General features: G+C 31.5%; 19 protein-coding genes and 1 tRNA gene. 8 read left to right on the forward strand and 12 right to left on the reverse strand.

Features of this window, described 5'->3' with window-relative positions; all coding sequences use genetic code 11:
* Positions 1 to 125: 125 nt before the first annotated feature.
* The 4 genes from CW733_RS10420 to CW733_RS10435 form a co-directional block, all read right to left on the reverse strand.
* On the reverse strand, positions 126 to 1,076 hold the full coding sequence (locus CW733_RS10420; protein WP_100997120.1) for a carbon-nitrogen hydrolase family protein: 951 nt from the start codon (positions 1,074 to 1,076) through the stop codon (positions 126 to 128).
* Entirely contained in the window at positions 1,076 to 1,981 is a 906-nt protein-coding gene (locus CW733_RS10425) for a geranylgeranylglycerol-phosphate geranylgeranyltransferase (protein ID WP_100997121.1), read from the reverse strand. Before CW733_RS10425 ends, CW733_RS10420 begins: the two co-directional genes overlap by 1 nt.
* Before the next feature lie 71 nt (positions 1,982 to 2,052).
* Entirely contained in the window at positions 2,053 to 2,982 is a 930-nt protein-coding gene (locus tag CW733_RS10430; protein WP_100997122.1) for a mevalonate kinase, read from the reverse strand.
* 27 nt (positions 2,983 to 3,009) lie between these two features.
* Positions 3,010 to 4,092, reverse strand: coding sequence for a diphosphomevalonate/mevalonate 3,5-bisphosphate decarboxylase family protein (locus CW733_RS10435; RefSeq protein ID WP_100997123.1), 1,083 nt, complete (start codon positions 4,090 to 4,092; stop codon positions 3,010 to 3,012).
* A gap of 239 nt (positions 4,093 to 4,331) precedes the next feature.
* Here CW733_RS10435 and CW733_RS10440 point away from each other — a divergent pair, with 239 nt between their 5' ends.
* On the forward strand, positions 4,332 to 4,898 hold the full coding sequence (locus tag CW733_RS10440; protein ID WP_100997124.1) for a TetR/AcrR family transcriptional regulator: 567 nt from the start codon (positions 4,332 to 4,334) through the stop codon (positions 4,896 to 4,898).
* Here the strand turns inward: CW733_RS10440 and CW733_RS10445 are convergent.
* Genes CW733_RS10445 through CW733_RS10455 form a run of 3 tightly spaced genes read right to left on the reverse strand, consistent with a single transcriptional unit; the run spans position 4,895 to position 7,316 of the window.
* Positions 4,895 to 5,422, reverse strand: coding sequence for a DUF1697 domain-containing protein (locus CW733_RS10445; RefSeq protein WP_100997125.1), 528 nt, complete (start codon positions 5,420 to 5,422; stop codon positions 4,895 to 4,897). The two genes, CW733_RS10440 and CW733_RS10445, sit on opposite strands and share 4 nt — an antisense overlap.
* A complete protein-coding gene (locus CW733_RS10450; RefSeq protein ID WP_100997126.1) occupies positions 5,419 to 6,633 on the reverse strand; it encodes an NAD(P)/FAD-dependent oxidoreductase in 1,215 nt (404 codons plus the stop codon). The genes CW733_RS10445 and CW733_RS10450 overlap by 4 nt, the downstream gene beginning before the upstream one ends.
* Positions 6,630 to 7,316 (reverse strand): glycerophosphodiester phosphodiesterase family protein, encoded by a 687-nt coding sequence (locus tag CW733_RS10455; protein ID WP_100997127.1) that lies wholly within the window; start codon positions 7,314 to 7,316, stop codon positions 6,630 to 6,632. Before CW733_RS10455 ends, CW733_RS10450 begins: the two co-directional genes overlap by 4 nt.
* 71 nt (positions 7,317 to 7,387) lie before the next feature.
* Here CW733_RS10455 and CW733_RS10460 point away from each other — a divergent pair, with 71 nt between their 5' ends.
* On the forward strand, positions 7,388 to 8,194 hold the full coding sequence (locus tag CW733_RS10460; protein ID WP_100998783.1) for a hypothetical protein: 807 nt from the start codon (positions 7,388 to 7,390) through the stop codon (positions 8,192 to 8,194).
* Positions 8,195 to 8,199: 5 nt separating this feature from the next.
* Here CW733_RS10460 and CW733_RS10465 read toward each other — a convergent pair whose 3' ends face one another.
* Complete coding sequence (locus CW733_RS10465; protein WP_100997128.1) at positions 8,200 to 11,889, reverse strand: metallophosphoesterase; 3,690 nt, start codon at positions 11,887 to 11,889, stop codon at positions 8,200 to 8,202.
* Between the two features lie 193 nt (positions 11,890 to 12,082).
* Between CW733_RS10465 and CW733_RS10470 the strand changes: the two genes are divergently transcribed.
* Positions 12,083 to 13,282: a Pycsar system effector family protein gene (locus CW733_RS10470; protein WP_100997129.1), complete on the forward strand. Its 1,200-nt coding sequence runs from the start codon at positions 12,083 to 12,085 to the stop codon at positions 13,280 to 13,282.
* 5 nt (positions 13,283 to 13,287) lie between these two features.
* On the opposite strand, the gene CW733_RS10475 is transcribed toward CW733_RS10470, so the two are convergent.
* Both CW733_RS10475 and CW733_RS10480 read right to left on the reverse strand, forming a co-directional pair.
* Positions 13,288 to 15,672 carry a GAF domain-containing protein gene (locus tag CW733_RS10475; protein ID WP_100997130.1) on the reverse strand — a complete coding sequence of 795 codons (2,385 nt, stop codon included), beginning with the start codon at positions 15,670 to 15,672 and terminating at the stop codon, positions 13,288 to 13,290.
* A gap of 116 nt (positions 15,673 to 15,788) precedes the next feature.
* Positions 15,789 to 15,870: transfer RNA gene (locus CW733_RS10480), tRNA-Leu, on the reverse strand.
* A gap of 115 nt (positions 15,871 to 15,985) precedes the next feature.
* Between CW733_RS10480 and CW733_RS10485 the strand changes: the two genes are divergently transcribed.
* Together CW733_RS10485 and CW733_RS10490 are read left to right on the forward strand one after the other, a co-directional pair.
* Positions 15,986 to 17,374, forward strand: a complete 1,389-nt coding sequence (locus tag CW733_RS10485; protein ID WP_100997131.1) for a dipeptidase — start codon at positions 15,986 to 15,988, stop codon at positions 17,372 to 17,374.
* 187 nt (positions 17,375 to 17,561) lie between these two features.
* Positions 17,562 to 18,425 (forward strand): DMT family transporter, encoded by an 864-nt coding sequence (locus CW733_RS10490; RefSeq protein ID WP_100997132.1) that lies wholly within the window; start codon positions 17,562 to 17,564, stop codon positions 18,423 to 18,425.
* 3 nt (positions 18,426 to 18,428) lie between these two features.
* Here CW733_RS10490 and CW733_RS10495 read toward each other — a convergent pair whose 3' ends face one another.
* Entirely contained in the window at positions 18,429 to 19,787 is a 1,359-nt protein-coding gene (locus tag CW733_RS10495; RefSeq protein WP_100997133.1) for a M28 family metallopeptidase, read from the reverse strand.
* Between the two features lie 111 nt (positions 19,788 to 19,898).
* Between CW733_RS10495 and CW733_RS10500 the strand changes: the two genes are divergently transcribed.
* From CW733_RS10500 to CW733_RS10510, 3 genes are all read left to right on the forward strand, one after another.
* A complete protein-coding gene (locus CW733_RS10500) occupies positions 19,899 to 20,264 on the forward strand; it encodes a BlaI/MecI/CopY family transcriptional regulator (protein ID WP_100997134.1) in 366 nt (121 codons plus the stop codon).
* A 2-nt stretch (positions 20,265 to 20,266) separates the two neighbouring features.
* Positions 20,267 to 22,816 (forward strand): M56 family metallopeptidase, encoded by a 2,550-nt coding sequence (locus CW733_RS10505; RefSeq protein WP_100997135.1) that lies wholly within the window; start codon positions 20,267 to 20,269, stop codon positions 22,814 to 22,816.
* Between the two features lie 124 nt (positions 22,817 to 22,940).
* On the forward strand, positions 22,941 to 24,041 hold the full coding sequence (locus tag CW733_RS10510; RefSeq protein WP_100997136.1) for a DUF4407 domain-containing protein: 1,101 nt from the start codon (positions 22,941 to 22,943) through the stop codon (positions 24,039 to 24,041).
* A 90-nt stretch (positions 24,042 to 24,131) separates the two neighbouring features.
* Here CW733_RS10510 and CW733_RS10515 read toward each other — a convergent pair whose 3' ends face one another.
* The gene (locus CW733_RS10515) at positions 24,132 to 25,340 is read right to left on the reverse strand and encodes a Xaa-Pro peptidase family protein (protein ID WP_100997137.1); all 1,209 of its coding nucleotides are present in this window, start codon (positions 25,338 to 25,340) and stop codon (positions 24,132 to 24,134) included.
* Position 25,341 lies beyond the last annotated feature (1 nt).

The raw sequence follows: 25,341 nt of genomic DNA on the forward strand, positions 1-25,341 counted from the left end.
TAGTTTATAATTTAACATGCGCTATACTTAATTAATGCTTTGTTTATTAAGGACTTCGCTATAATCTATTGATTTCTAATTATTAAGATTACAGGTCGTTTAATTCACTTAAACAACGAGAGTAATTAATCCTTGTATTCCACTGTAGATTGTCTTTCTCTATTTACGGTAAGTTTCGTAACATCTGGACGCGAATAATGACCAACTGGATCGAAATTTTGACGCTCTTCGTATACTCGATTAAAATCTATTTCTTGTATTATTAATCCTTCTTTATGCAGAACAGGTTCAATAATCCATTCGCCATCTGGTCCTGCAATGCAACTGCCTCCATTTGCTAAAACATCTGGACAATCTTTTAGTATTAAATCAAGATGAGGCGTGTTTTTCGGGAACATTTCTTTAGTCATTAAACTAGAAACTGAAACCACAAAAGAGCGCGATTCTCTTGCTATAAAGCGTGTTATATCTTTTGTATTATGGTCGCTTCCTGGCCAAACTGCAATGTGTAGGTTTTCACCCAAACCGTATAATGCTGTTCTTGGTAATGGCATCCAATTTTCCCAACAATTAAGTCCGCCAACTGTAAATTGTTTTAAACTGTGCACTTGTAATCCGTTTCCATCTCCTGGAGACCACGTTAGTCTTTCGTCATAAGTTGGTTGAAGTTTTCTATGTACAGATTTTATTTCACCTAACGCATTAATATAAACAAGTGAGGCATAAATTGAATGGCCTCCTCTGTTTTTTGCGCGTTCCATTATACCTAAATAGACTGCAATATTATGTTGCTTAGCTAATTTGCAAATAGAGTCTAGTTCTCCTTCTTCAATTTGAATAGAGTTTCGCACATACTCTGCATGCAATTTCTTATTTACTTTAGTATCCCATTCTGCTCCACCAGTTAAAGCCACCCAAAACGGATAACCTGGCACTAAGGCTTCTCCAAAAACAATAAGTTCGCAGTCTTTTTTACCAGCTTCTATAATAGAATATTCTACTTTTTTAAGTGTTTCTATTTTATTTAAAAGCACAGGAGAAATTTGTGCCATTGCTATTTTAAGAGTGTTTTCCATTATAAAATACGTTTAAGAACTAAGTCTACATCAATTAACAATATACTAAATACACCTGCGACAATAATAACTTTAAGAATATTATGAAGTATTATGTAATGTGATTTCGTAGTTGATTTCCATAATAAAGAAAGAAAAATCACAAGCAGGATTACTGCTCCATAAAAATAATACGTCATGTAACCAATTTCGAATCTAGTTATTAGCAAATACAATGGAATGAGCGTTAAAACGATTAAAAGAGTAATCATTTTTTTTGATGTTTTTTCTCCATAAACCACAGGAATGGTCCTATAATTTAATGCTAAATCACCTTTCATGTTTTCTAAATCTTTTGCAAGCTCTCTAATAGCAATAATTAAGAACAAAAACGAAGCATGTACAAAAATGACTGTATCGAAATTTTTATAGTAGATAAAAGTTGCAAAAAATGGTGCTATTGTTAAAAGAGCAGACACAATATTACCAATTATAGGCCTCTTTTTTAGTTTATGCGAGTAAAACCAAATGGCAAATATATAAGCCGAAAAGAATAATACAGGATTAAACGACACGTAACTTGCCATTACAATTGCTGAGAAGTTTAATACGAAGTAAAATGATAATTTTGTGTTTTGGCTTACCAGTTTATCTAACATCGATTTGTTAGGCCTGTTAATTAAATCTTTTTCAGAATCGTAAAAATTATTGATTATATAACCTGCTGCTACTACTGCTGCTGATGCCAATACAAGCATTAGTAAATTAACATCTAACAATACTTTTTTTACTGGCTTATCATGAGCAAATATGTAAACAGAAGTTAGATATTGAGCAAGTACAATAATAAGAATGTTATAACCACGAACAACGGAAAACAGACTAAAGAACTTGATTAGAATGTGTTTCTGCTTTCTCGTAAACATAAAGTTTAAACGCTAATTTGATAAAATATTGGTTCCTCTCGAAATTTCGAGACAATAAAAAAAGTCGAAGTCTAGAAATTATACACCACTTCTAACTTATAATCTTTAAGTGATTGTTCTGCTTTATTAATATCTTGGGTAAAACCTAAAATATAACCTCCTCCTCCAGAACCGCAAAGTTTAAGGTAATAATCGTTAGTTTCAATTCCTTTTTTCCAAAGCTCATGAAACTGAGCAGGTATCATTGGTTTAAAATTATTAAGCACCACTTTAGACAATTGTTTGGTATTACTAAAAAGAGACTTTATATCTCCTTTTAAAAAATCCTCAACACAAGCGTCTGTATGTTTTATAAACTGTGTTTTTAGCATATTACGGAAACCTTCTTGCTTCATGTTTTCCATAAAAATACTAACCATTGGTGCTGTTTCACCGGTAATACCACTATCTAATAAAAATACTGCACCTTTTCCAGATGTACTTTGAGTTGGTATTCCTGTAGCTTCAATATTATCTTGAGAATTGATAAGTATTGGTAAGCTCAAGTAACTATTTAAGGGATCTAAACCTGAAGATTTTCCATGGAAGAAAGACTCCATTTCAGCAAAAACAGCTTTAAGTTGAAGCAACTTTTCTCTTGTAAGGTTTTCTAGAACTGTAATTTTATTAAGAGCATACTTATCGTAAATAGCAGCTACTAATGCTCCACTACTTCCAACACCATAACCTTGAGGTATTGATGAATCAAAATACATGCCAGTTTCTACATCTGCAGTAAGTTTCTCGATTTCAAAAACAACTAAATCTTTACTTATATTTTTTAAATATGAAGCGAATTTTATTAAACTTTCGTTAGACTTCATGGCTGCTTCGTTAGGATTTTCATCTGTCTTTAAAGCACCATTATAGAAGTTATATGGTATTGATAATCCTTTAGAATCTTTAATGATTCCATATTCTCCGAAAAGTAGGATTTTTGAATAGAAAAGTGGACCTTTCATATATTATTTAAGTTCTTGGCTATAAATTTACAATTGTTTTGCACCAAAACCAATTCTATCGCAAATATAATGACCGTTTTGACAATATGCAACTAACTCTGTCTTAATGAATTCAAGAATAGCATTGGTTTCTTTTTCAGGATACAAAATATGAACATTTGCGCCTGCATCTAAGGTAAAGCTAATATGTAACCCTGTTTCTTTTCTAAAACTCCAAATTTTGTTAATTATTTCAAGTGTGTTGGGTTTCATTAAAATAAAATAAGGCATGCTCGTCATCATCATGGCATGAAGCGTTAGTGCTTCACTTTCAATAAGTGCAATAAACGCATCTAAATCTCCAGATTCTAGGATTGTTTTAATTTTTGTTATGTTTTCTTCAGCTTGCTTAAAACGCTCTTTAGCAAAAGGATGACCATGCATTAAGTCATGTCCAACTGTACTGCTTACTTGTTTTTCACCTTTATCTACTAATAAAATAGTGTCTTGATAATTTTTAAAATTATCGTGAACTTTGTAAGGGTATTTTACACCAAATAAATCGCTACTGCCTTCAATATTTTTGTGTTCTCCCCAAACAACCAAATCGCCTTCTAGACTTCTACATGCACTTCCAGAGCCTAATCTTGCTAAAAATGATGCTTTTTGAATAAAGTCTGCCTCAGTTATTTCTGGATTTAACTCTTTTTCAATACTCATTAAGCATAATGCCAAAGCACTCATTCCTGATGCAGAAGAAGCTATTCCAGAACTGTGAGGAAAAGTATTTCCTGTTTCAATTTTAAAATGGTATTCTTTTAAAAAAGGCAAGTAGCTTTCAATTCTTTCAAAAAAAGTTCTGATTTTTGGTTCGAAATCTGGTTTATGTATTTTATCTAAAAAAACTTGAAAAGAATAATTATCACTTTCTGTTTCTTTTTTAGAGTAAGTTAACTTCGTTATTGTTTTACAACTCTCTAATGTAAAACTAATAGATTGGTTTTCGGGTATTTGATTTTCTTTCTTTCCCCAATATTTAACTAAAGCGATGTTACTTGGTGAAGACCAAGAAGTTTCACCATTTATCGCTTTATTTAATAAATCTGTAAGAATAAACTTATTTATAGACATGCAAAAAAGAATTTCCACAAATATAGTTTTTAATTCTATTTAAAATCTCTACTTTGCCTTGATAACATTCATTCATTCGGCTTAGTGATGTTTGCCGAAGTAATTTACATAAAATTAGCAAATTTAGATTGTGTGTTAGATTAATTAACTATTGCTAAAATAAACTAACATTAGCTTTTAGAGGTCCCTTAATTCTCTCAACTCGAAGCTTTAAAAACCCTATATAGGGTAAAACTATAATGGATAAAAAACAAAGAATTATTCTTACAATGCTAGAACTAGTGGTGGAACAAGGTGTGCATGCAACTCCTATGTCTCAAGTCGCTAAAGAAGCTGGTGTTGCAGTTGGAACTATTTATCACTATTTTAAAAATAAAGAACAGATTATAGAGGAAATATATTCTATGATTTGCCAAGATTTTGGTGTTGTATTGATGGCTAACGTACCTGAAAATGACGTTAAGAAACAATTTGAAACCATGTGGCTCAATCTATATAACTATTTCGTAGGCAACCCATTAGCGTTTAAATTTATAGAATTTGTTGGTGTACCTCCAATTATTACATCAGAAATAAGAACAAAAAACATCTCTCATTTTCTGCATATAAGAGATTTCTTTTTAGCTAGTATTTTAAGTAAAGACCTTACAGATGTTAACCTAAGATTAATTATGCAAATGAGTTTTGGTAACGTAATTTCTGCAACAAGATTAAAATTTAAAGGAGAGTTAGAAATGAATAAGAAACAAATAGCTGATGCTCTTAAAATGTCTTGGGATTGTATTAAGAATCCAGAAAAACACTAAGCAAGCTCCAATAATTTATTGATTGTATTATAGTTTCTTGATGTTGCATTAATTATCAACTTTTTCTCGAAGCTATTCATGTTAAATTTTGTGCGACCATAACCTGTTGAAGAATAAAAGTAAATACAGTTATTTACAATTGAGAATTCTTCATTTTCTAAAGCAATCGTATGTGCTTCTTTTACCAGCTTAACATCTGGTATTTGATCTAATAAAATGAAATAACTTTTTTTCTTTTTTTCTTCTGAAAAAACACAAGAATCAAAAATTAACTGAAGCTCTTCTTTTGTTTTTACTAAAATTGGCACGTTAAATCCAAAATGAGACTCGATAGTTTGTTGAATTATTTTTTCTATATCCTTGTTTTTCTTTTCTGAAGCCTGAAAAACCACATTTCCACTTTGTATATATGTTTTTACTTCATTAAAACCTGCTTTACTTAATACATCGCGTAAAATTGCCATTGGCACTTTTTTATGTCCACCAACATTAATTCCTCTAATTAAAGCAATGTATGTTTTCATTTTTTAAAAATATTTTGTGATACAATATATGCTCCAGTCCAAGCGTTTTGAAAATTAAATCCACCTGTAACAGCATCAATATTTAAAACCTCTCCAACAAAGTATAGGTCTTCATGTAATTTACTTTCAAATGTTTTAAAATTCACTTCTTTTAAATTTACACCACCTGCAGTAACAAACTCTTCTTTAAATGTACTTTTACCATCTACATTAAAAATTGCAGTAGTAAGCTGTTTTGCTAAATTCTCAATTTGAACTTTTGTACAATCTGCCCAACGTGTTTCTAAATCTATTTGCGATGCCAATACTAATTGATGCCATAAACGTTTTGGCAAATCGAACTGTGTATAATTTATAATTTTCTTTTTGTTTAGCTCTTTCTTTATATCATTTAATTGTAATATTGCAATATTATAATCTGTATTAATAAAATTGACTTCAATAGTAAATTTATACGCTCTTTTTGCTAATTCTAAAGCACCAAAGGCAGAGAGTTTTAAAATAGAAGGCGCACTCATTCCCCAATGTGTGATAAGCAGTGGACCATCGGATTCTAAATTTGAATCGACCACTTTAACATTAACATTTTTTGCTACAACTCCTGGAATATCTTTAATACGATCGTCTTTAATATTAAAAGTAAAAAGTGAAGGAACAGGAGAAGTTACTGTATGTCCTAAATTTTCTAACACCTTCCATATTTTAGGATTACTTCCTGTTGCGATAATTAGTTTTTTACAGACAAGACTATCTGTTTTGGTATTAACTATCCAACTATTTTCTTGATGCACTAAACTTACTACAGGTTCGTTCCTTAACACCTCAACATTATGCTTTTTTGCTTCATTTAGAAAACAATCTATAATGGTTTGAGAGCTGTTAGAGACAGGGAACATGCGTCCATCTTCTTCTATCTTAAGTTCTACTCCTCGTTCTTCGAACCAAGCGATTGTATCACCTGTCATAAACGTATGAAAAGGTCCTAACAACTCTTTTTCTCCTCTTGGATAATTGGTAACTAAATCTTGCGGAATAAACTCTGCATGTGTTACATTACAACGTCCTCCTCCAGAAACTTTCACCTTTGTTAACACCTCTTTTCCACGTTCTAAAATCGTGACCTTTATGCCTGGATTTTGCTCTGCTATATTAATTGCTGCAAAAAAACCTGAGGCTCCTCCTCCTACTATTATTACGTCTTTTTCAATCATAATCTATCTGGGAAATCACTAATTATTGCATTTACGTTATAAGATTTCATTCTTTTAATTGCTTGAGGTGTGTTAACAGTCCAAGTATTAATATTAAAACCTTCAGCTTGTGCTTCTTCTACATTTTCTTTAGTTAGCATAGTATAGTCTGGATGTATTGCAACAGCATTAATACTTTTTGCAAAAACTATTGCTTTGTCAAAATTAGATTCTATGAGAACTCCTAATGGTATTTTTTTGTTGATACTAAAAACTGCTCCTATTTCTTCATTTTTAAAACTTGACACAATAAAATCGTTATAATTCCAATTGTGCTTTTCTATATAGTTTTCAATTAAACCAACAGTTTTTGAAGCTGTACCTTTTCCTTTTAATTCAATATTAAGAATACATTTTCTATCTATTGCATCTAACACTTCGATTAAAGTTGGTATTTGATAATGATCTAAAACCATTAGACCTTTTAATTCTTTGAGTGTAAAACTAGAAATCTCTCCTGTTCCATTAGTTATTCTATCTACAGTAAAATCGTGAAAAACAACTAGCTCTCCAGATTTACATTTATGCACATCTATTTCTATACCATCTACTCCTAGTTCAATTGCTTTTAAAATAGATTCGACAGTGTTTTCTGCAACATATCCTTTTGCTCCTCTATGTCCAAATTTTAAAGGTCTTGACATTTTAGTAATAGTTTATGATATAATTAATAGTTTTGGCTTAATATATGCGCTACAAATATAAATTACAATTTATGACATTTACATTAAAACCGTTATTCATTTTAAGTTTACTTTTCTTTTCTTGTAACACCGGAAATCTAGAAGTTTTAGCAGGTATTGACAACTCCTTAGAAGAAGTTTCAGCTATAGCTACAATAGAAAACTCTAGTTTATATTGGGTAATTGAAGACGCAGGAAATACTAATAATTTGTATGCGCTTAATAGCAAAGGTAACATTGCAAAAATTATTACTATTACTAATGCTAAAAACAAAGATTGGGAAGATTTAGCAACAGATAATGAAGGCAATATTTATGTTGGAGACTTTGGAAACAACAACCATAAAAGGAAAAAATTCACCATCTATAAAGTGTCTAACATTGAAAACACTAAGAAAGAAGCCGAAGCTGAAATTATAAATTTCACATTGCCAGAGAATACAAAATCTGAAGATTTTGAAAGTTTCTTTTTATGGAATAATTATTTCTATGTTTTTTCTAAAAACCAAAAACACACCAATGTTTTTAAAATTGAAAACAAAACGGGTACTCAAATAGCAGAGTTAGTAACTACATACAAATTTAAAGAAAAGAACAACAAGATTACTTCCGCAGATATTAGCGAAGACGGAAAAACCATAGTACTATTAAACCATGAAAAGGTTTGGCAATTATCAAATTTTGATAATGAATATTTTTTTGGAGGAGAGATTAATTCTCTTTCTTTTAAACATGACTCACAGAAAGAAGGTGTTAGCTTTTTAAATAATAAAACCATCATAATTACTGATGAGACCAATAAGCATGATGGTAATATTTATAGTTATACTTTAGATTAATTTTTCTAAAAACCAAATCCGACTTTAAATGCTACACGCAAACCATCATCACTAGTAAATGTTGAAATATTAGCAGTCATCATATTTGCCATTGTAACAAAAACGCCTCCTCCTACAGATGTGTTCCATCTGTTAGAATGAAATGTAGTATCCAATACTAAATCATTATCAACCCAAATACGTCCATAATCGAAACCTCCATACATACCAATACTAATTGGTATTAATCCAGTTTTAAGATTATTAAAATTCCACCTCACATCTGTAGACTGCACAAAAGCACTCTTTCCTGTAAATCGCTCGTTTCTATAACCTCTTAAACCTGTATTTGCTCCTAAAGTAGCTGCTTGATAAAACTCAAAATCATCACCTAAATTAAAATGTCCTCTTAAATTTGTAGCCAATACTAATTGCCCACTAGGAATTAATTTATAGTCGAAACCTACCTCTGGAATAACATAAACAAAACCTTTACTAGAGTCGATATTATTTTTATACCCAACATTTAAAGCAACTTGCATTCCTAAAGTAGGAAACGCGTTGTTGTCTTTATTTTCGAATTCATATTTTGCATCTAGACCATAAAAACTATCGCTTAATTCGGTATTATCACCAATAAACTGATTGATAAATCGTCCGTTTGTGTCTTCAATTTCTAAAGATTCATAAACAACTCCAGCTTTAAAACTTGATCCCAATCTACCTCTCCAAATAATTGATGGAGAAACATGAAGTTTCCTTAATTTCACTCTATTAAAATCCAAATCAGCATCCTCATCTGCTTCTAGATTTGGTGTGTTATTACCGTAACCAAAGAAATTAATTGCATAATTTGGACTAGTAAATTTAGCCTCTAACCCTAAATTAAAACGTCCAATAGCATTTGCAAATTCACTTTTATAATTTAGATCAAATCCATTTGTTGCAAAATAATAAGATGCTCCCAAAGTATGTTGAGATGTAAAAGGATTGCGCTCAAAACCATAACTAGTATAAGTATTAACTACACCTATTTTAAACCCATCGTCTGGATTTGAACCAAACGTTGGAATTAATTGGTTTGTATTCGCTTTAAGTTTTTTATAATCGTAAACATTAGTCTGGTAATCGTCTATTAGTTTTTTATGTCCTTTATTAGTGATGACTTTACTTTCTTTAGTCTTATAGTCGTAAAACGAAACTCTATTGCCGTTTTGAATATTATAGGTGTCTTTATTTTGACCTCCAATTAAACGTACTCTCGTTCTACATTTTCCGTCTCCAAATACATGAAAAACATCGTCATCATCTAAACCATAAATCCAAATTTCTTTTGTCTCATTATAATTATATATTCTATTATGAAAAACCTCACCTTTCTCTCCACCCTTTATTCTATAAGCCGTAACCTCTGTAAGACCTTCTGGTAGGCGTTCTACATCGAACCAATCGTCTTTATTTGTACCTTTAATTACTGCAAAAGCATTGACAACTTTAAAATAACGATTAGAAATTTTTTGAAGATTATTTCGTCTTCCCTTTAATTTTCTTTTAATATCCTCTAAACTTTCATCACGTACTTCTTTAGGAAAATTTAAAAAAGCTTTCTCTATAATTTCATCAGTAATTCCTTTTTGAATTATAGCAACTTGAGCATCCCATACTGCTTTATTAGACTGCTGAATAAGTTCCATATCTAATGGATAAGGCTCAATATTAATACCTTTTACATCTACCAAATCTTCATTATACTTACGTAATAATCTTATAGTAGGTGCTAATACCACCGCAGAACCCAACAAAAACCCATCAGACATTTTAGAAAATGCTTGATCACGATCTCGAGGAAGAGGACGATACACTTTTTTTCCATTTTCCTTAAACTCTATCCAACGCCATTGGTCTTGATGCCTATCCCAATCACCAATAAGCATATCGAACAAACGCGCTCTTATGTAGGAAGCTTCATCTATAACAATATCCTCGTCTTTATGAATCTTCTTCATCATATCGTCTGTACTTATTATTTCATCTTGAAATCCAAAGCTTGCTAAATTACTATGCCCTTCCGAGGTATGTTCTTCAATCATATATAACTCATCTCCAAACTCTGAATTAAAAGAACTAAGCGCGTTTTGTTTTGGCACGTAATACAAAACTGGATTTGTATGGTATATATTTACAGCATCAGACAATGTACCAATAGCAAAAGGAGCATAAGGATGAGATCCTGTAAAGGCATCTAAAACCAGAGCTTCGGTAGAGGTATCGTTAAATTGTCCTTCTATATATTGATCTTTAAATACCGTTGCTTGTAAATATTGTACAGCATTTTTTCGAAGTGCTCTCATAACATATTGAGCACCATTTTTAGCTTCTAATCTCAAAGATTTAGACTGGTTTCCACCGCCTTTTCTAACAGGTTTTAAGCCTCCAAATAAAGTGTCTAGATTAACTGTTGGAGCATTTACTTTAGTGCTAAATTGTTTTCTATAGCGTTCTCCCCAAAGAAATTTCTTAACACCAGTTGCTTCAGTTTCTTCTTCTGTATAAATTGATGCGGCTTTTTCCTTTGGAAAAGTGTTAGAATATGTTGCTTCCAATTTACCTTCTCTTGGACATAGAACCTCTGTTTCGAAAACAACTTTTTTATCTTCGGAAGAATAAAAACGCACATAAGACGAGCCATCTTTAAAAACGTCTAATCGAGCATAACCAAGTGTTCCATAAGAAAATTGACCTCCTCCAACATTACGTGTTGCAGACACTTTAGATCCAGAACCACTAACTATTTGGTGTAAATTATCTTCTACAATGTATTGTAAATTATGTTCGTGTCCAGACACAAAAACAACACCTTTATTCTCTTGAGAGATCGTTACCAAACGTTGTTTTAAATCTCTATAGCTCTTGTGTTGTAAATCTACATTTGCAAGACCACTAGTTTTTCTTATTACATTTTTTAGTGTTCCTAAAACAAGAATTGGTTTCATGTGATCTTTAAAGGTAAACTGCCCTCCATGAGACCCATTAGAATACATAGGATGATGCATTGCAACTATAGTAGTTTTGTTTCTTGCTTTCTTTATTAAACTACTGTACTCATCGAAAAAACGAGCTCTTGTTTTAATTTCGCAATCATCATTAATTGTTGGATGATTATCCCAATTGGTAACAAACCAGTGGCTATCGATTATAATAAGTTCTATATCGTCGCTTATATGAATGTTAGTAATTGGGCATCCATTTTCTGGTAAAAAGGTGTTTTTTCCTAATTTATCTTCGACATATTTCTCTTGGCGTTTTAAGCCTTTTAAACCATTGCTATACCAATCATGATTTCCTGGAATAAAAATAGCTTCACCTTTAAAATTTTGTGCAGCTCCTGTTTGCGTGTTTAGCTGATGCTCTGCAAACGTTCTATTTTTACTTGATTTTTCTGGCATTCCTTTTTCGTAAATATTATCGCCTAAAAAAATAGCTGTACTGTTTTTAGGAGCAGAGCTTAACTCTGTTTTAAAAGCTTTTAATGGAGAAGAAATCTCTCCAATAGGAGAATTTCCAGCATCACCAATTAAATAAAAAGAATGTTCTAACGTTTTGCTTGGATATATTCTTACCTTTTTACTTGTTTTATACTGTGCTTTATATGTTGCGCAAGCATTTAAAAAGAAAAAACTTATAAGTACTATTATTAATCTTGAAGATATTTTCACTCTGGTTGGTTTTAGACTTATAAATATACTAATACTTGTTGTTATATATTCTTAAAGTTATTCTATAGTCGGAATAACGTTTAAATATTTACAATAACAATAGTTATTTCTTATTGAAAGTAAATTTAGTATTTACGACAAAGCCTTTAGGTTAATTAAAGTTTAGTATTTTTACTTAAAATCATCAATTTTTATGAATAATCTCGTTATTGAAGCTGAAAAATTTGTTATAAGCTATTTAAATACAAACTTAGACTCAAAGTTTGTATATCACAATATAGCACATACCCAACGTGTTGTTGAGAAAGCTAAAGAATTGATTGAAGACAGCAACTTAAATGAAGATGAAAAGCTTGAATTACTAGTCGCTGCATGGTTTCATGATACTGGATTTACTAAAACAATTAAAAACCATGAAGAAGAAAGTGTTACTATTGCTTCTACTTTTTTAAAATCCCAAAATATTTCTGAAGAAAAAATAAAAGCTATATCCAATATTATATTGGCGACCAAAATGGGTTCTGAGCCTAAAAACAGATTACAAGGCCTTATTAAAGATGCTGATTGCGCACATATTTCGAGTAAAAACTACAATGATTATGCCTCATTACTAAAAAAAGAATGGGAGCTTACTCAAAACAAAACCTTCACTAAACCAGAATGGATTAAGGATAATATCTCTTTTTTAAGTAATCATACTTTTTACTCTGATCTAGCCAATAAAAAATGGGAAAAAAGAAAAGGTAAAAACCTAGCTAAACTACTTCAAAACCAAAATAAAATAAAAGAAGACACAGCAAAATTAAAACAAAAGAAAGCTGAGTTAAATTTTAAAAAAGAAAAATTAGACTTGCCAGAACGTGGTATAGAAACTATGTTTAGAGTGGCACTAAAAAACCATATTACGTTAAGTGATATTGCAGATACTAAAGCTAATATTCTATTATCTGTAAATGCCATTATTATATCTTTAGTGCTATCTAATTTAGTTTCAAAACTTGATAATCCGTCAAATAATTATTTAATTTGGCCTACACTTATATTTGCTCTTTTTACGGTAGCTTCAATAATATTATCTGTTTTAGCAACGCGGCCAAATGTAACTAGCGGGAAATTTACTAAAGAAGATGTTGCTAATAAAAAGGTAAACTTATTATTCTTTGGTAATTTTCATAAAATGAAGTTAAATGAATTTGAATGGGCAATGACTGAGATGATGCAAGACAGAGACTACCTTTACGGCTCACTTACTAAAGACTTATACTTTCTTGGTTTAGTATTAAATAGAAAATACAACTTGTTAAGAGTAACGTATACCGTTTTTATGATTGGTATTATTGTAAGTGTTATCGCTTTTGCTGTAGCATTTAAGTTTTATGGTGCTGTTGTTTAAAAACTTTAATTTTTAATCTCACTCATTAAATCTTCGTAAGTATAAAACTCCTTTTTATTAGATTCTTTTTGGTACAAAATATTAACACGTAATGCTTTTAAACCTGTTACGCCTTGCAAATCTTCAAGCTCTAAAATTTCAACCTCAGCACCTAACTTTTGCTTAGACTGTAAGAATTTAATGTATTGTAGATACTCGACTTCATCTTGTTTTTGAGAGTAAACTATAGCTAATTTCCCTTTAACTGTTAACCGTTCGTTTGTTCCTTTTATATTGGCTTTATCTACACGTTTTTTAACTACTTCGTATCTAGCATTGTAAGTTCCGTCTACATCAAAATGTTTTTCGTCTGTTCTAAATCTAATAGATAATGGTTGGTTAAACACTAAAATCATAGAAGCAACATCTAAAGCAATTGGATATTTGTGTTGTTTAGCATAAAATGCTCTTTCCATTTCTAACATAACCTGTACTTGCCATAAACGCAAGTTGTAAAGATAGATTTCGTTAAAAGAATCCTCTTTTGTTATTGCTTCTCCAATGTACATATTATGCTCTACTCCATCCGTTTTAAAACGCTCAAAAAAGTGAGGATACATTGCTTGTGCTTCAACTTGTTTTTTATCTAATAATGACGACATGTTTTTATTAATTAAACTTATGGTGTCGTCATAATTTTTACGGTAGAAATAAACAACGTCTAAATCATCATCTATTTTACTGTAATAGTCTTCTATTTCTTTAGTTAAATATGTTTTTGATATTAACTGAAACTTAAAAAGTGATTCTATTTCTGATTTAAAAAATTGAGTAATTTTTTGTTCACTATCTACTTTAAAATCAGTTTTTAAATCTTTTTTATAGGTTTTAATTTGAAATAGAAGCTGTTCAAAAATTGGTAATTTCTCAACTTTAAAAGCAGATTCAACAATTCTTTCGACCATTTTAAGCTGAAGTAATAAATCTTTTTGAGTTGTATTATTTCTAGCTTCCGAAGATCCTTTTACGTCTATTTGGCCAAATAAAGGATATACATTATTGAAGCTTATTTTATTAAAAGTAGGATTCTCTCCTCCTTCGTATTCCTCTTGCATAAATTGTCTTGCGGCACTTTCAAATTTCCATTTTACACTTGGGTGGATTGAAGTACACTCTCTTTGAATAATGGCTTGAATTAAATTCTCTTCATCTCTTTTAGAGCGTTTTACAGCAGATAATATAAACGGCATAACATCTGCCAACCTGTTAGAATTTATACTATTTAATGCTTTTGGTGTTTTAGATACCAACTCTAAAACAGCTAACAACTCTCCATTTTCTGCTATTGGTGCAAAAATGGCGCTTTTTATACCTTGTTCTTTTAAAACTTTTACTTGCGGTGCCTGACCTTTAGATCGTTTAAAATTTCTATCAACATCAGATATAGCAAAATTTGTTTTTTCTTTTAAAATTTTATCATAGCTATAATGGCAAAATAAATTATCGCACTTAAACGCTTCTTTAGCCTTTAACAAATAACTACTAATGCTAGAATCGTGCACTTTCATTAAAGTATCTTCTTCTTTATTGTATATAGAAAAACCTACCTCTAAATCGGTTATATTTAATAATGATCTAAATACCTTTTGAAAATCTTCCATAAAGCCTTCGTCTTTACGTTTGTTATTTCCAATTAAGGTAGTTTTAATGTTAGATATTGCTTGATCGTCTGTTACATCGAAAATATTAGAAATTACAAATCCTTTAGAAACGTAACTATTTGGCGGGAACTTTTCTTTCCATAACTCTATATTATCAAAATTATCTAATAACTCTTCAAAATCAACTTTCGTTAATTTTGGAGCTTTATCTGTTGCAACAATTTCCATAAAATCTGCATTATACAAAATTTTATAAATCCTTATAATACCGTTAGCATCTGGAATTTCGTAATATAACGGTCGTTTAAAGTTTGTATTAAAATTATAACAAAAACTCATTATAATAGTACAACCTAAAATATACCAATCGTTTTCTGGCATATTTTTTATTACCAATTCAAAATCTGGTCCAGCAGTTTTAATAATATTCTCAAAACGTTTAGACGCATTAAAAATAAAATTATGATATGGTACACTTGCCGTTTTTATTTCATTCAAACTTAAAACTTCACTAAAAGAATCTTGTAGTAAAATTCCAATTTCTTTTTCGTGTTTTTTTAATACTGATGTCTCACTAAAACCTTCGCTTAGTATTGGATATAACTTACGTATTTCTAAGACACGACCAGCCTTAGCTGCAATAAATTGATCGTCGCTACTAGCTAATTCCTCATAGCGCTCAATTAGTTTGTTGAAACTAATTTGTAGCGAAAAAGGTAAATTAATGTTGTCGTTTAGGTCTTTAATCATTGCTTTAAAATTATACAAAAATACGCTTTATAATGCTTAGTCGTATTTTCATTGAAAAAATGACGTATTATTAAAACAAAAAAAGCTTCAGTATAAACTGAAGCTTTTTAACTCTGTACGGGCGGAGAGACTCGAACTCTCACACCTCGCGGCACTAGATCCTAAGTCTAGCGTGTCTACCAATTCCACCACGCCCGCAACTTATTCCGATAATTTTCGGATTGCAAATATAAACAATAGTTTGAATATTCATAACAACCTTAAAAGAAATTATTTTCATTTTTGTATTTTTACATAAATTCAATCATTTTCAATGAAAAACATAAAATCTTACGTAGAAGAAAACAAGCAACGTTTTCTTGACGAACTTATAGAATTACTTAAAATACCTTCAATAAGTGCAGACTCTGCCTATAAAAAACATACTATACAAACGGCAGACGTAGTTGCAAAAAGCTTAACAGATGCAGGTTGCGATGTAGTAGAAATTTGCGAAACAGAAGGTTACCCAATTATCTATGCTCATAAAATAATAGATAAAAACTTGCCAACTATTTTAGTTTATGGACATTACGATGTACAACCACCAGACCCTCTAGAACTTTGGACATCTCCACCTTTCGAACCTGTTATAAAGGAAACAAAATTACATCCCGAAGGTGCAATTTTTGCACGTGGAGCATGCGATGACAAAGGACAAATGTACATGCATGTTAAAGCCATGGAATACATGACAACACAAAACCAATTACCTTGTAACGTTAAGTTTATGATAGAAGGCGAGGAAGAAGTTGGAAGTGTAAACCTAGCCAAATTTGTAAAACAAAATCAAGACAAACTAAGTAACGATGTAATCTTAATTTCAGATACTGGAATGATTGCAAAAGACACACCATCGATAACAACAGGATTACGTGGCTTAAGTTATGTAGAAGTAGAAGTTACAGGACCAAACAGAGATTTACATTCAGGTCTTTATGGAGGAGCAGTAGCAAACCCAATAAACGTGCTAACTAAAATGATAGCATCACTTCACGACGAAAACAACCACATCACCATTCCTGGTTTTTACGATAATGTAGAAGAATTATCTTTAGACGAGCGTGCACAAATGGCAAAAGCGCCTTTCTCTTTAGAAGATTATAAAGAAGCATTAGATATCGAATCTGTTTATGGAGAAGCTGGTTATACAACTAACGAGCGTAATTCTATTAGACCAACCTTAGACGTTAACGGAATTTGGGGAGGTTACACAGGTGAAGGAGCAAAAACAGTAATCGCTAGTCAAGCATTTGCAAAAATATCTATGCGTTTAGTACCAAACCAAGATTGGGAAAATATAACCGAATTATTTAAAAACCATTTCGAAGGCATTGCTCCTAAAGGCGTAACAGTAAAAGTAACACCACATCATGGCGGACAAGGTTACGTAACACCAATAGACAGTATTGGCTACAAAGCAGCTAGTAAAGCCTACGAAGAAACCTTTGGAAAAACACCAATTCCGCAACGTAGCGGAGGAAGCATTCCTATTGTTGCCTTGTTCGAGCAAGAGTTAAAAAGCAAAACTATTTTAATGGGCTTTGGTCTAGATAGTGACGCAATACACTCCCCAAACGAACACTTTGGCGTATGGAATTATTTAAAAGGTATTGAAACCATTCCAGGTTTTTATAAGCATTTTACAGAACTCTCTAAGTAATATTATGGTGTAACCGCCTTTTGCTTTTAAGTAGCAAAAGGTGGTCGCGTCATCCGTTATATCTTTTTTAGAGGTTGTTGCGAGCACAAAGTACGTGTCAATCTGTAAATTAAAATATCAACATCTTATTTTAAGTCTTTCCTAAAAAAAAGGATGCCACTTCTACCGCTTACACAACCCAACCCAAGTGAAAAACCAACATTTAAAGTACGTTTTAGAACTCACCTTTGCAACGCTTTTAATAAGTACATCTGGCGCATTAGGTCGTTTTATAGATATGCCAGCTCCAGTAACTATTTGGTGGCGAAGTGCATTAGCTATGTTGCTATTGTTAGCTTTCTGTAAATACAAAAAAGTAAACCTTAAAATTCAATCTAAAAGAGATTTAGGCGCATTTATATTTAGCGCCTTATTTATGGCATCACATTGGATAACCTACTTTATAGCCTTACAACTCTCTAGTGTTGCAATAGGTATGCTCGCTTTATTTACTTTCCCTATAATGACTACGTTTTTAGAACCAATTTTCTCAAAAACTAAATTCGATTATATGCATCTTATTTTAGGCGCAATGGTTCTTTTAGGTATTTACATACTATCTCCCGAATTAGATTTTGAAAGCGACTCTGTAAAAGGAATTCTATTTGGTTTATTTTCTGCCTTTTGCTATGCCATGCGTATTTTAATACTAAAACAATATGTAACCAAATACAATGGAAGCAGTCTTATGTTCTTTCAATTACTAATTATTAGCATTGTTTTATTGCCAACATTATTCCTTTTAGACACCTCAAACATAACCACACAATTTCCGTATGTTATCATTCTAGCATTAGTAACAACAGCAATTGGCCACACATTATTTGTGCAAAGCTTAAAGCATTTTAAAGTAAGCACAGCTAGTATTATAGGAAGTACACAACCTGTATTTGGCATTATTATCGCCTTCTTCTTTTTAAACGAAATTCCAACCTGGAATACCTTTTTTGGTGGTTTCTTAATACTATCTACAGTTGTGATAGAGAGCTTACGCTCAAGAAAAGATTCTTAGTTCTTATTCTTTAATTATCTTTTGGTTAATCTCTTTTCCATCAATTTTTAAAGTAAGAAAGTAAATACCATTATTTAAAGTAGATAGTTTCAGTTTAGTTGAAGTTTCTTCAATGGCTTGTTCGAGTACAACTTGACCATTTATATTAAGAATACTTAATTCAGCTTTATTAAATTGAGGTAATTCAATATTTAAAATAGTTTTTACTGGGTTTGGAAATATCTTAAAATCTTCAGCGTTAAAACTTTCAACACTTAAAGTACTTATTGCGTAGCATTCACTCGTTTCGGTACAACTTCCGCTATTAATTTCAACTTTATAATTACCATTCGCAGTCGCGGTAAATGTTTGATTTACTTCTCCCGGAATTTCAGTGTTAGTATTACAATCAATCCATTTGTAGGTTACTCCAGTTTGGTTTGCTACCAATGAAGCTCCGTTTTGAGTTACTGTATTTTCAATATTAATTAAACCTGCTTTTGTTGCAGTATAAGCCATAACTAATTTGGTTATTTCATGATAGTAAGGCAAATCTAAAGTACTAACTCTGTCTCCTGCACTGTGATAATGTTGTGTTTGGTCGCCAGTCTCCCATGATTCACCAACTAAAACTGCCGAAAAACCATTATCCCAAAATTTAGAATGATCACTATCTGGTGTCCCTGGATTAACAACATTTACTGTTAAATTAAAACTATAAGTGTTTAACAAAGAAACTAGATCGTCCTTCATAGCTATAGAATTTGCAATAGGTTGTACATCTATATCAAAATCATTATCATTTGGGTTGATATCGTTATGCGCCATCATATCCATATTTAAAACACCCAAAATATTATCACCATTAACATTTGCTAAAGTCGCATAATGTTGCGCTCCAAGCAGCCCAGATTCCTCTTCGTCCCACAAAGCATAAATAATAGTATTATCTGTACATTGAGTAGATAAAATTCTTGCAATCTCTAAAACTGCTCCTGTTCCGCTTACATTATCATCTGCACAATAATTGTCTACAGAGTCGTAATGTGCGCAAATAATATAAATATCATTAGGGTTTGTTTTTCCTAATTGTGTAGCAAATATGTTTCTGCCATTAACATTAAATGCTTGATCTGTTACTGTAACATTATTTAGTTTTTGAAGTTGCTCTTTTAAATAATCTGCTGCTAAATCATTATTAGCTTGTTCCCTGTTAATAATTGTAACAGTGTTCCCATTTACAGTTGTTGGTACCTCTCCACTAAACTCGTTTAAGGTAAGTGTAAGCTTATCTAAACTTACTTGGTTTATTAAATCGGTTATTGTTTGTGCAGAACTTTGCAAAGAGAAAACAAATATTAGGGCAGCAATTATATTCTTCATTTTATATTTTTTTTGCTAAAGGTACACATTCATAAACATTTTTATGCTCTACCTTTGTAGAATCAAATTATTTGTTCTACATTTGTAGAGAACAATCTAAACTTGTAGAACATGCAGCTTACAAAAACTGAAGAAGATTTAATGAACCACCTCTGGAAACTAGAAAAAGCTTTCATGAAAGACTTACTAGAAGCCTACCCAGAACCTAAACCTGCAAATACAACTGTTGCTACACTTTTAAAACGCATGACAGATAAAGGTTTTATTACCTATAACTTATTTGGAAACTCAAGAGAATATTTTCCATTAGTAAAGAAAAAAGACTATTTCTCTAAGCATGTAAACGGATTGATTAAAAACTTCTTTAACGATAGCAGCTCACAATTTGCTTCATTTTTTACAAAAGAAACCAATCTTTCTAAGCAAGAATTACAGGAATTACGTGCAATTATTGATACAGAAATCCAAAACAAATAATTATGGAAATCTTAATTTTAAAATCGGCAGCATGCTTGGCTATTTTAATGGTTTTCTACAAACTATTTTTAGAAAATTTAGCCATTCATAAGTTTAAACGCTTTTATTTATTGGGAACTTTGGTAGTTTCTATTGTGATTCCATTTATTACGTTTATAGAATATATTGAGCCTCACTTAGAAGTCCCTCTCTTTAATGCAGACCAATCTATTCCTTTAGATCTATTGCCTTTTTCTGAGGTTGCTGCTGTAGAGCCACTATACTATTTACCAGTAGTTTTATGGAGTATTTATGGTTTAGGCGTATTACTTTTTACTACAAAATTCTGTATCAACTTATTTAATATTGTTTCTAAAATTAATAAAAATGAAAAACAAAAACACAACAATTTTATTTCAGTTTTATTAAACGATTTAATAATACCTCACACTTTCTTTAGTTACATTTTTTTAAACAAAACGAAGTTTGAAGCAAAGGCAATTCCTCAGGAAGTTTTATTACACGAGCAAACACATGCAAGCCAAAAACATTCGCTTGACATATTATTTATTGAACTTTTACAGATTGTATTATGGTTTAATCCATTACTTTATTTCATAAAAAAAGACATTAAACTTAATCACGAATTTCTAGCAGACGAAGCTGTTTTAAAGCAAGGTATAGATTCATCAACTTACCAAGAAACCTTGCTTCAATTTACCTCTAATGCAAATGAAATGCCTTTGGCACATGCCATCAATTATTCATTAATCAAAAAACGATTTACAATTATGAAAACACAAACCTCAAGAAAAGCCGTATGGCTTAGAAGTTTATTATTAGTGCCACTTTTAGGCGGACTGCTCTTTAGTTTTAGCGGAAGAGAACAGATTGAAAAAGATGTTGTTTCTGCTATAGTTTTTCCTTCGGAAGAAAAAAGCAATAATACAAACCCGATACTTGAACTAAAACAAGACCCATTACACTTAGTATTAAATGGAGAACAAACTACTTTAGAAACTTTAAAAAATGATTTTATTAAAGCTACAGATGGTAATAAATCTGATTTAAAAATAGAAGCTAAAGGTCTTGTAGACTATGATTTAATTAAAGAAATAATGTCTGTGATTTCTAAGGACTATCTTTTAAAAATTCATCTATCTGAAGAAGTTTATATCCAAGACAACACAGGTTATGAAAATGAAAAATCTCAAAAAGAAGCAACACCTGAACAAGTTGCAGAATACAACAAATTAGCGAAATACTACAATGCTGAAATAAAAGACAACGCTATAATTAAATTAAAAGACTTTAATCGTATTAAAGAATTATACAATTTAATGAGTGATGCTCAAAAAAAGAACGCAGAACCATTTCCTAATTTCCCACCACCTCCACCACCTCCAATTAAAGCACCTCAATATGAAAACAATAAAAAATTAACGTTAAATCAGATTATTGAAAAAACACCTATAGGAGTAGAATCTGGTTACGAGATGCTAAAAAATGGGGAATCTCATTATTATACTGTGCACCAAGACAAAAGAACATATTATAATAAAGATGGCTACATTACAGACGAAAATGGAAAAATATTACCTCCTCCTCCTCCTGTGCCACCAAAAGTAAAAAAAGGTGAAGCTTCACTTATTCCACCTCCTCCACCTCCAGCTCCACCAAAATCGACAGAAGAACATGCAAAAGAAATGGCTAAAATAAATGCTAATTTCTATTACAATGGTAACGCAATTTCATCGGAAAAAGCAATAGAACTTTTAGAGAACAACTCTAAAATGAACATATCTACTTTAAATAATAATGGAAAAAGAACTGTTAATTTATCAGACAAGCCAATTACTCTAGTAAATGGTAAGGCTGTTAGCAATCAACACCAAACAGGCTCGATGGATATAAATGGAGAAAAACACTTTTACTCTACAAAAAATGGAGTGACTACAATTTATAATAAAGACGGAACTAAAGTTGATGCCAACGGAAAATCGAAAAGCATATCTATAACCAAAACAAAGGTTAAAAATGACACTATTAATTATAAAACTGTAGAAACAGTAAAACTTATAAAGGGTGACAGTAATGGTTATGTTATAATAAATAATACGACCTGCTATTATATTAAGCAGGCAAACACAATTGAATATTATAATCGTTGGGGAGTATTAATAGATGAAAATGGCGAAGAGCTAAACAATACTATTGACGACAGAAAATCTATGATTGAAAACCGAAAAAAAATGCTTGAAGAAAGAAAAAACAAAAGAAGAGAATCGCTTGAAGATAGAAAAGCACTTTTAGAAGAAAGAAAAGAAGAGATGCTAAATAAAAGAAACCAAACTCGAAGACCTTTAGCAGAACAATTTAAAGGCATGGAAGCTAACGGAACAACCTTTTTCTACGAAGGTGATAAAATTTCTGAAGCTAAAGCTATTGAATTAACAAAAGAGAATCCAAAACTAAACCTATCGATGCAAAATAATAATGGAGTTTCTACAGTCCATTTATCGAAAAAAGGCATTACAACGGTTAATGGCAAATTAGTAAAAAAAGAAGAATAGTATTTATTCTTCTTTATAAGATTAACGAAAGCCTCTATCAAGAGGCTTATTTTTTGTTAAATAGTGTAACAAAAAGTATGTTTTAGCGTTCTAATAGTCTAATCATCAATCAAAATCAATCATCATGCTTAAACAATTCTTCATCATCTGCTCTGGCGCAGACACAGACATTCTTAAAAGCAGCTCTAATGGCGAACAAAATAAATACGCTGGCATTGGTGCTACTGTGTTTTTTACCGCTGTTATGGCATTTATTGCTTCAGCCTATGCTCTATTTACAGTTTTCGACACTCTTTTTACAGCCATTGGATTTGGTTTAATTTGGGGATTACTAATTTTTAATCTCGATCGTTTTATTGTTTCAACTATAAAAAAAAGAGGTTCTGCTTTAGACCAAATAATTCAAGCGTTTCCAAGATTAGTATTAGCAGTTATTATTGCTATTGTTATTTCTAAACCTCTAGAATTAAAGATTTTTGAAAAGGAAATAAACCAGGTTTTGTTAGAACAGAAAAATGAACTAACACTTGCTAATCAAGACCAAATCGCACTTCAGTTTAATCCAAAAACCAAAGCGATGGAACAAAATATTGTTGCGCTTCAAAATGATATCAAGACCAAAGAAGCAGAAGTAAATGCGCTCTACGCTGTTTTTATTAATGAAGCCGAAGGTACTGCTGGCACAAACCTTATAGGAAAAGGACCAGTCTATAAAGAAAAACGAGATAAGCATGATGCTGCACTTGCCGATTTACAATTACTAAAAGAAACAAATACAGAGAAAATTGCAACTATAGAAACAGCAGTTAATCAACTTAAAATAGATTACGACACGCAAGTTTCAACAACGCAGCCAATAATTGATGGATTTGATGGTTTAATGGCTCGTGTTACAGCTTTAAACACGCTACCTTGGATACCATCGTTTTTTATATTCTTGTTATTCTTAGCTATTGAAACGTCTCCAATTTTCGCGAAATTAATGTCGCCAAAAGGTGAGTACGATTTTAAATTAGAAGATCAAGAAACTGCTATAAAATCTTTAGTCGATCAGAAAGTACAGGAACGAAAACTAGCCTTAAAAGCAGATTTTGCTATAAACGACAGAGTTTATAAAGATATAGCTGAAGAAGATGAGTTGTACGAGTATAAACGTAAAAAAGCAAGAGAGCTCATGCAATTACAGGCTGATGCTTTTTACAAAGGACAACAGAAATTATTGTAACCATTAGCCCGAATTCTTACAGAGCAATAATTAAAGTTGATAAAAAATTAAGGAAGAAGACTATTATCGATAAGTCTTCTTCCTTTTTCTTTAAACACCAAACGGATTCTCAATACTATGCATTGGTTTTGTAAACCATTTAGGACCTTCATTTGTCATATAAATATGATCTTCTAATCTAATCCCAAATTTATCTAGAACACAAATCATTGGTTCATTACTAAAAGTCATTCCTGCTGTTAAAACAGTTTTGTCGTTTCTAACAATATATGGCCATTCGTGAATTCCTAAACCAATTCCGTGCCCAGTTCTATGTGGTAATCCTGGTAATTTATAATCTGGTCCTAAACCATGAAATTCTAGCACAACTCTAGATGCGTTATCCACATCTGCACAAGTGTTACCTAATTGTGCAGCATCAAAAGCAGCTTGTTGTGTTTCTTTCTCAATGTTCCAAATACGTATTTGCTCTTCGTTAGCCTTTCCATAAACATAAGTTCTTGTAATGTCTGAAATATAATCATGAAGCATACAACCAGTATCTACTAAAACCATTTCGTTTTCTTCTAGATCTTTTGGAGATTTTACGCCATGCGGAAAAGAAGAATCTACTCCAAATAAAACAATACAAAAATACGATCCTGAAGTCGCTCCATGTTTTACATGTGCATCATGAATAAAATCCGTAACTTCTTTTGCCGAAATACCTACGCGTAAAATTTTTGCTACTGCTTTATGCACTTCCAAAGTAATATTCATTGCGTGTTGCATAATAGCAATTTCTGCTTCCGACTTAATCATTCTACAACCTGCAGTAATAGCTTTCGCACTTACTAATTCGTATTCATTTTGGCAATTTCTAATGCCATCAAAAACAAAAAATGGTGTTGCTTCATCCATAGAAATAGCTCCAGATGCTACTCCGTTTTCTTTTAAAAGTGTTGCAAATAGTTGATAAGGAGATTCATGCTCCTCCCAGCCTTTAACATCTCCTTCTATTAGCATGAAATCGAAAATAGTTCCTTTTTCGAATTCTGGAGCAATATAAATTAGCTTTCCATTTGGAAACAATAAAGCACCAACCATGCGCTCGCTGGCATTCCATTTCATTCCTGTAAAGTAGAATAAATTAGTGCCAGAATGCAGATATAATGCAGGAATGTTTTGTTCTCGCATCATCTGGCATGCCTTATTCATGCGTTGTTGAAACTCTTCTTTTTGAATTGGTTTTACTAAATGCGCTGACGGTTTAATTGCCGCTAATTCTGCTTTTATGGTTGATCCTCCTATTCCTATCATA

Origin of the sequence: Lacinutrix sp. Bg11-31, assembly GCF_002831665.1 — a bacterium.
GTDB lineage: Bacteria > Bacteroidota > Bacteroidia > Flavobacteriales > Flavobacteriaceae > Lacinutrix.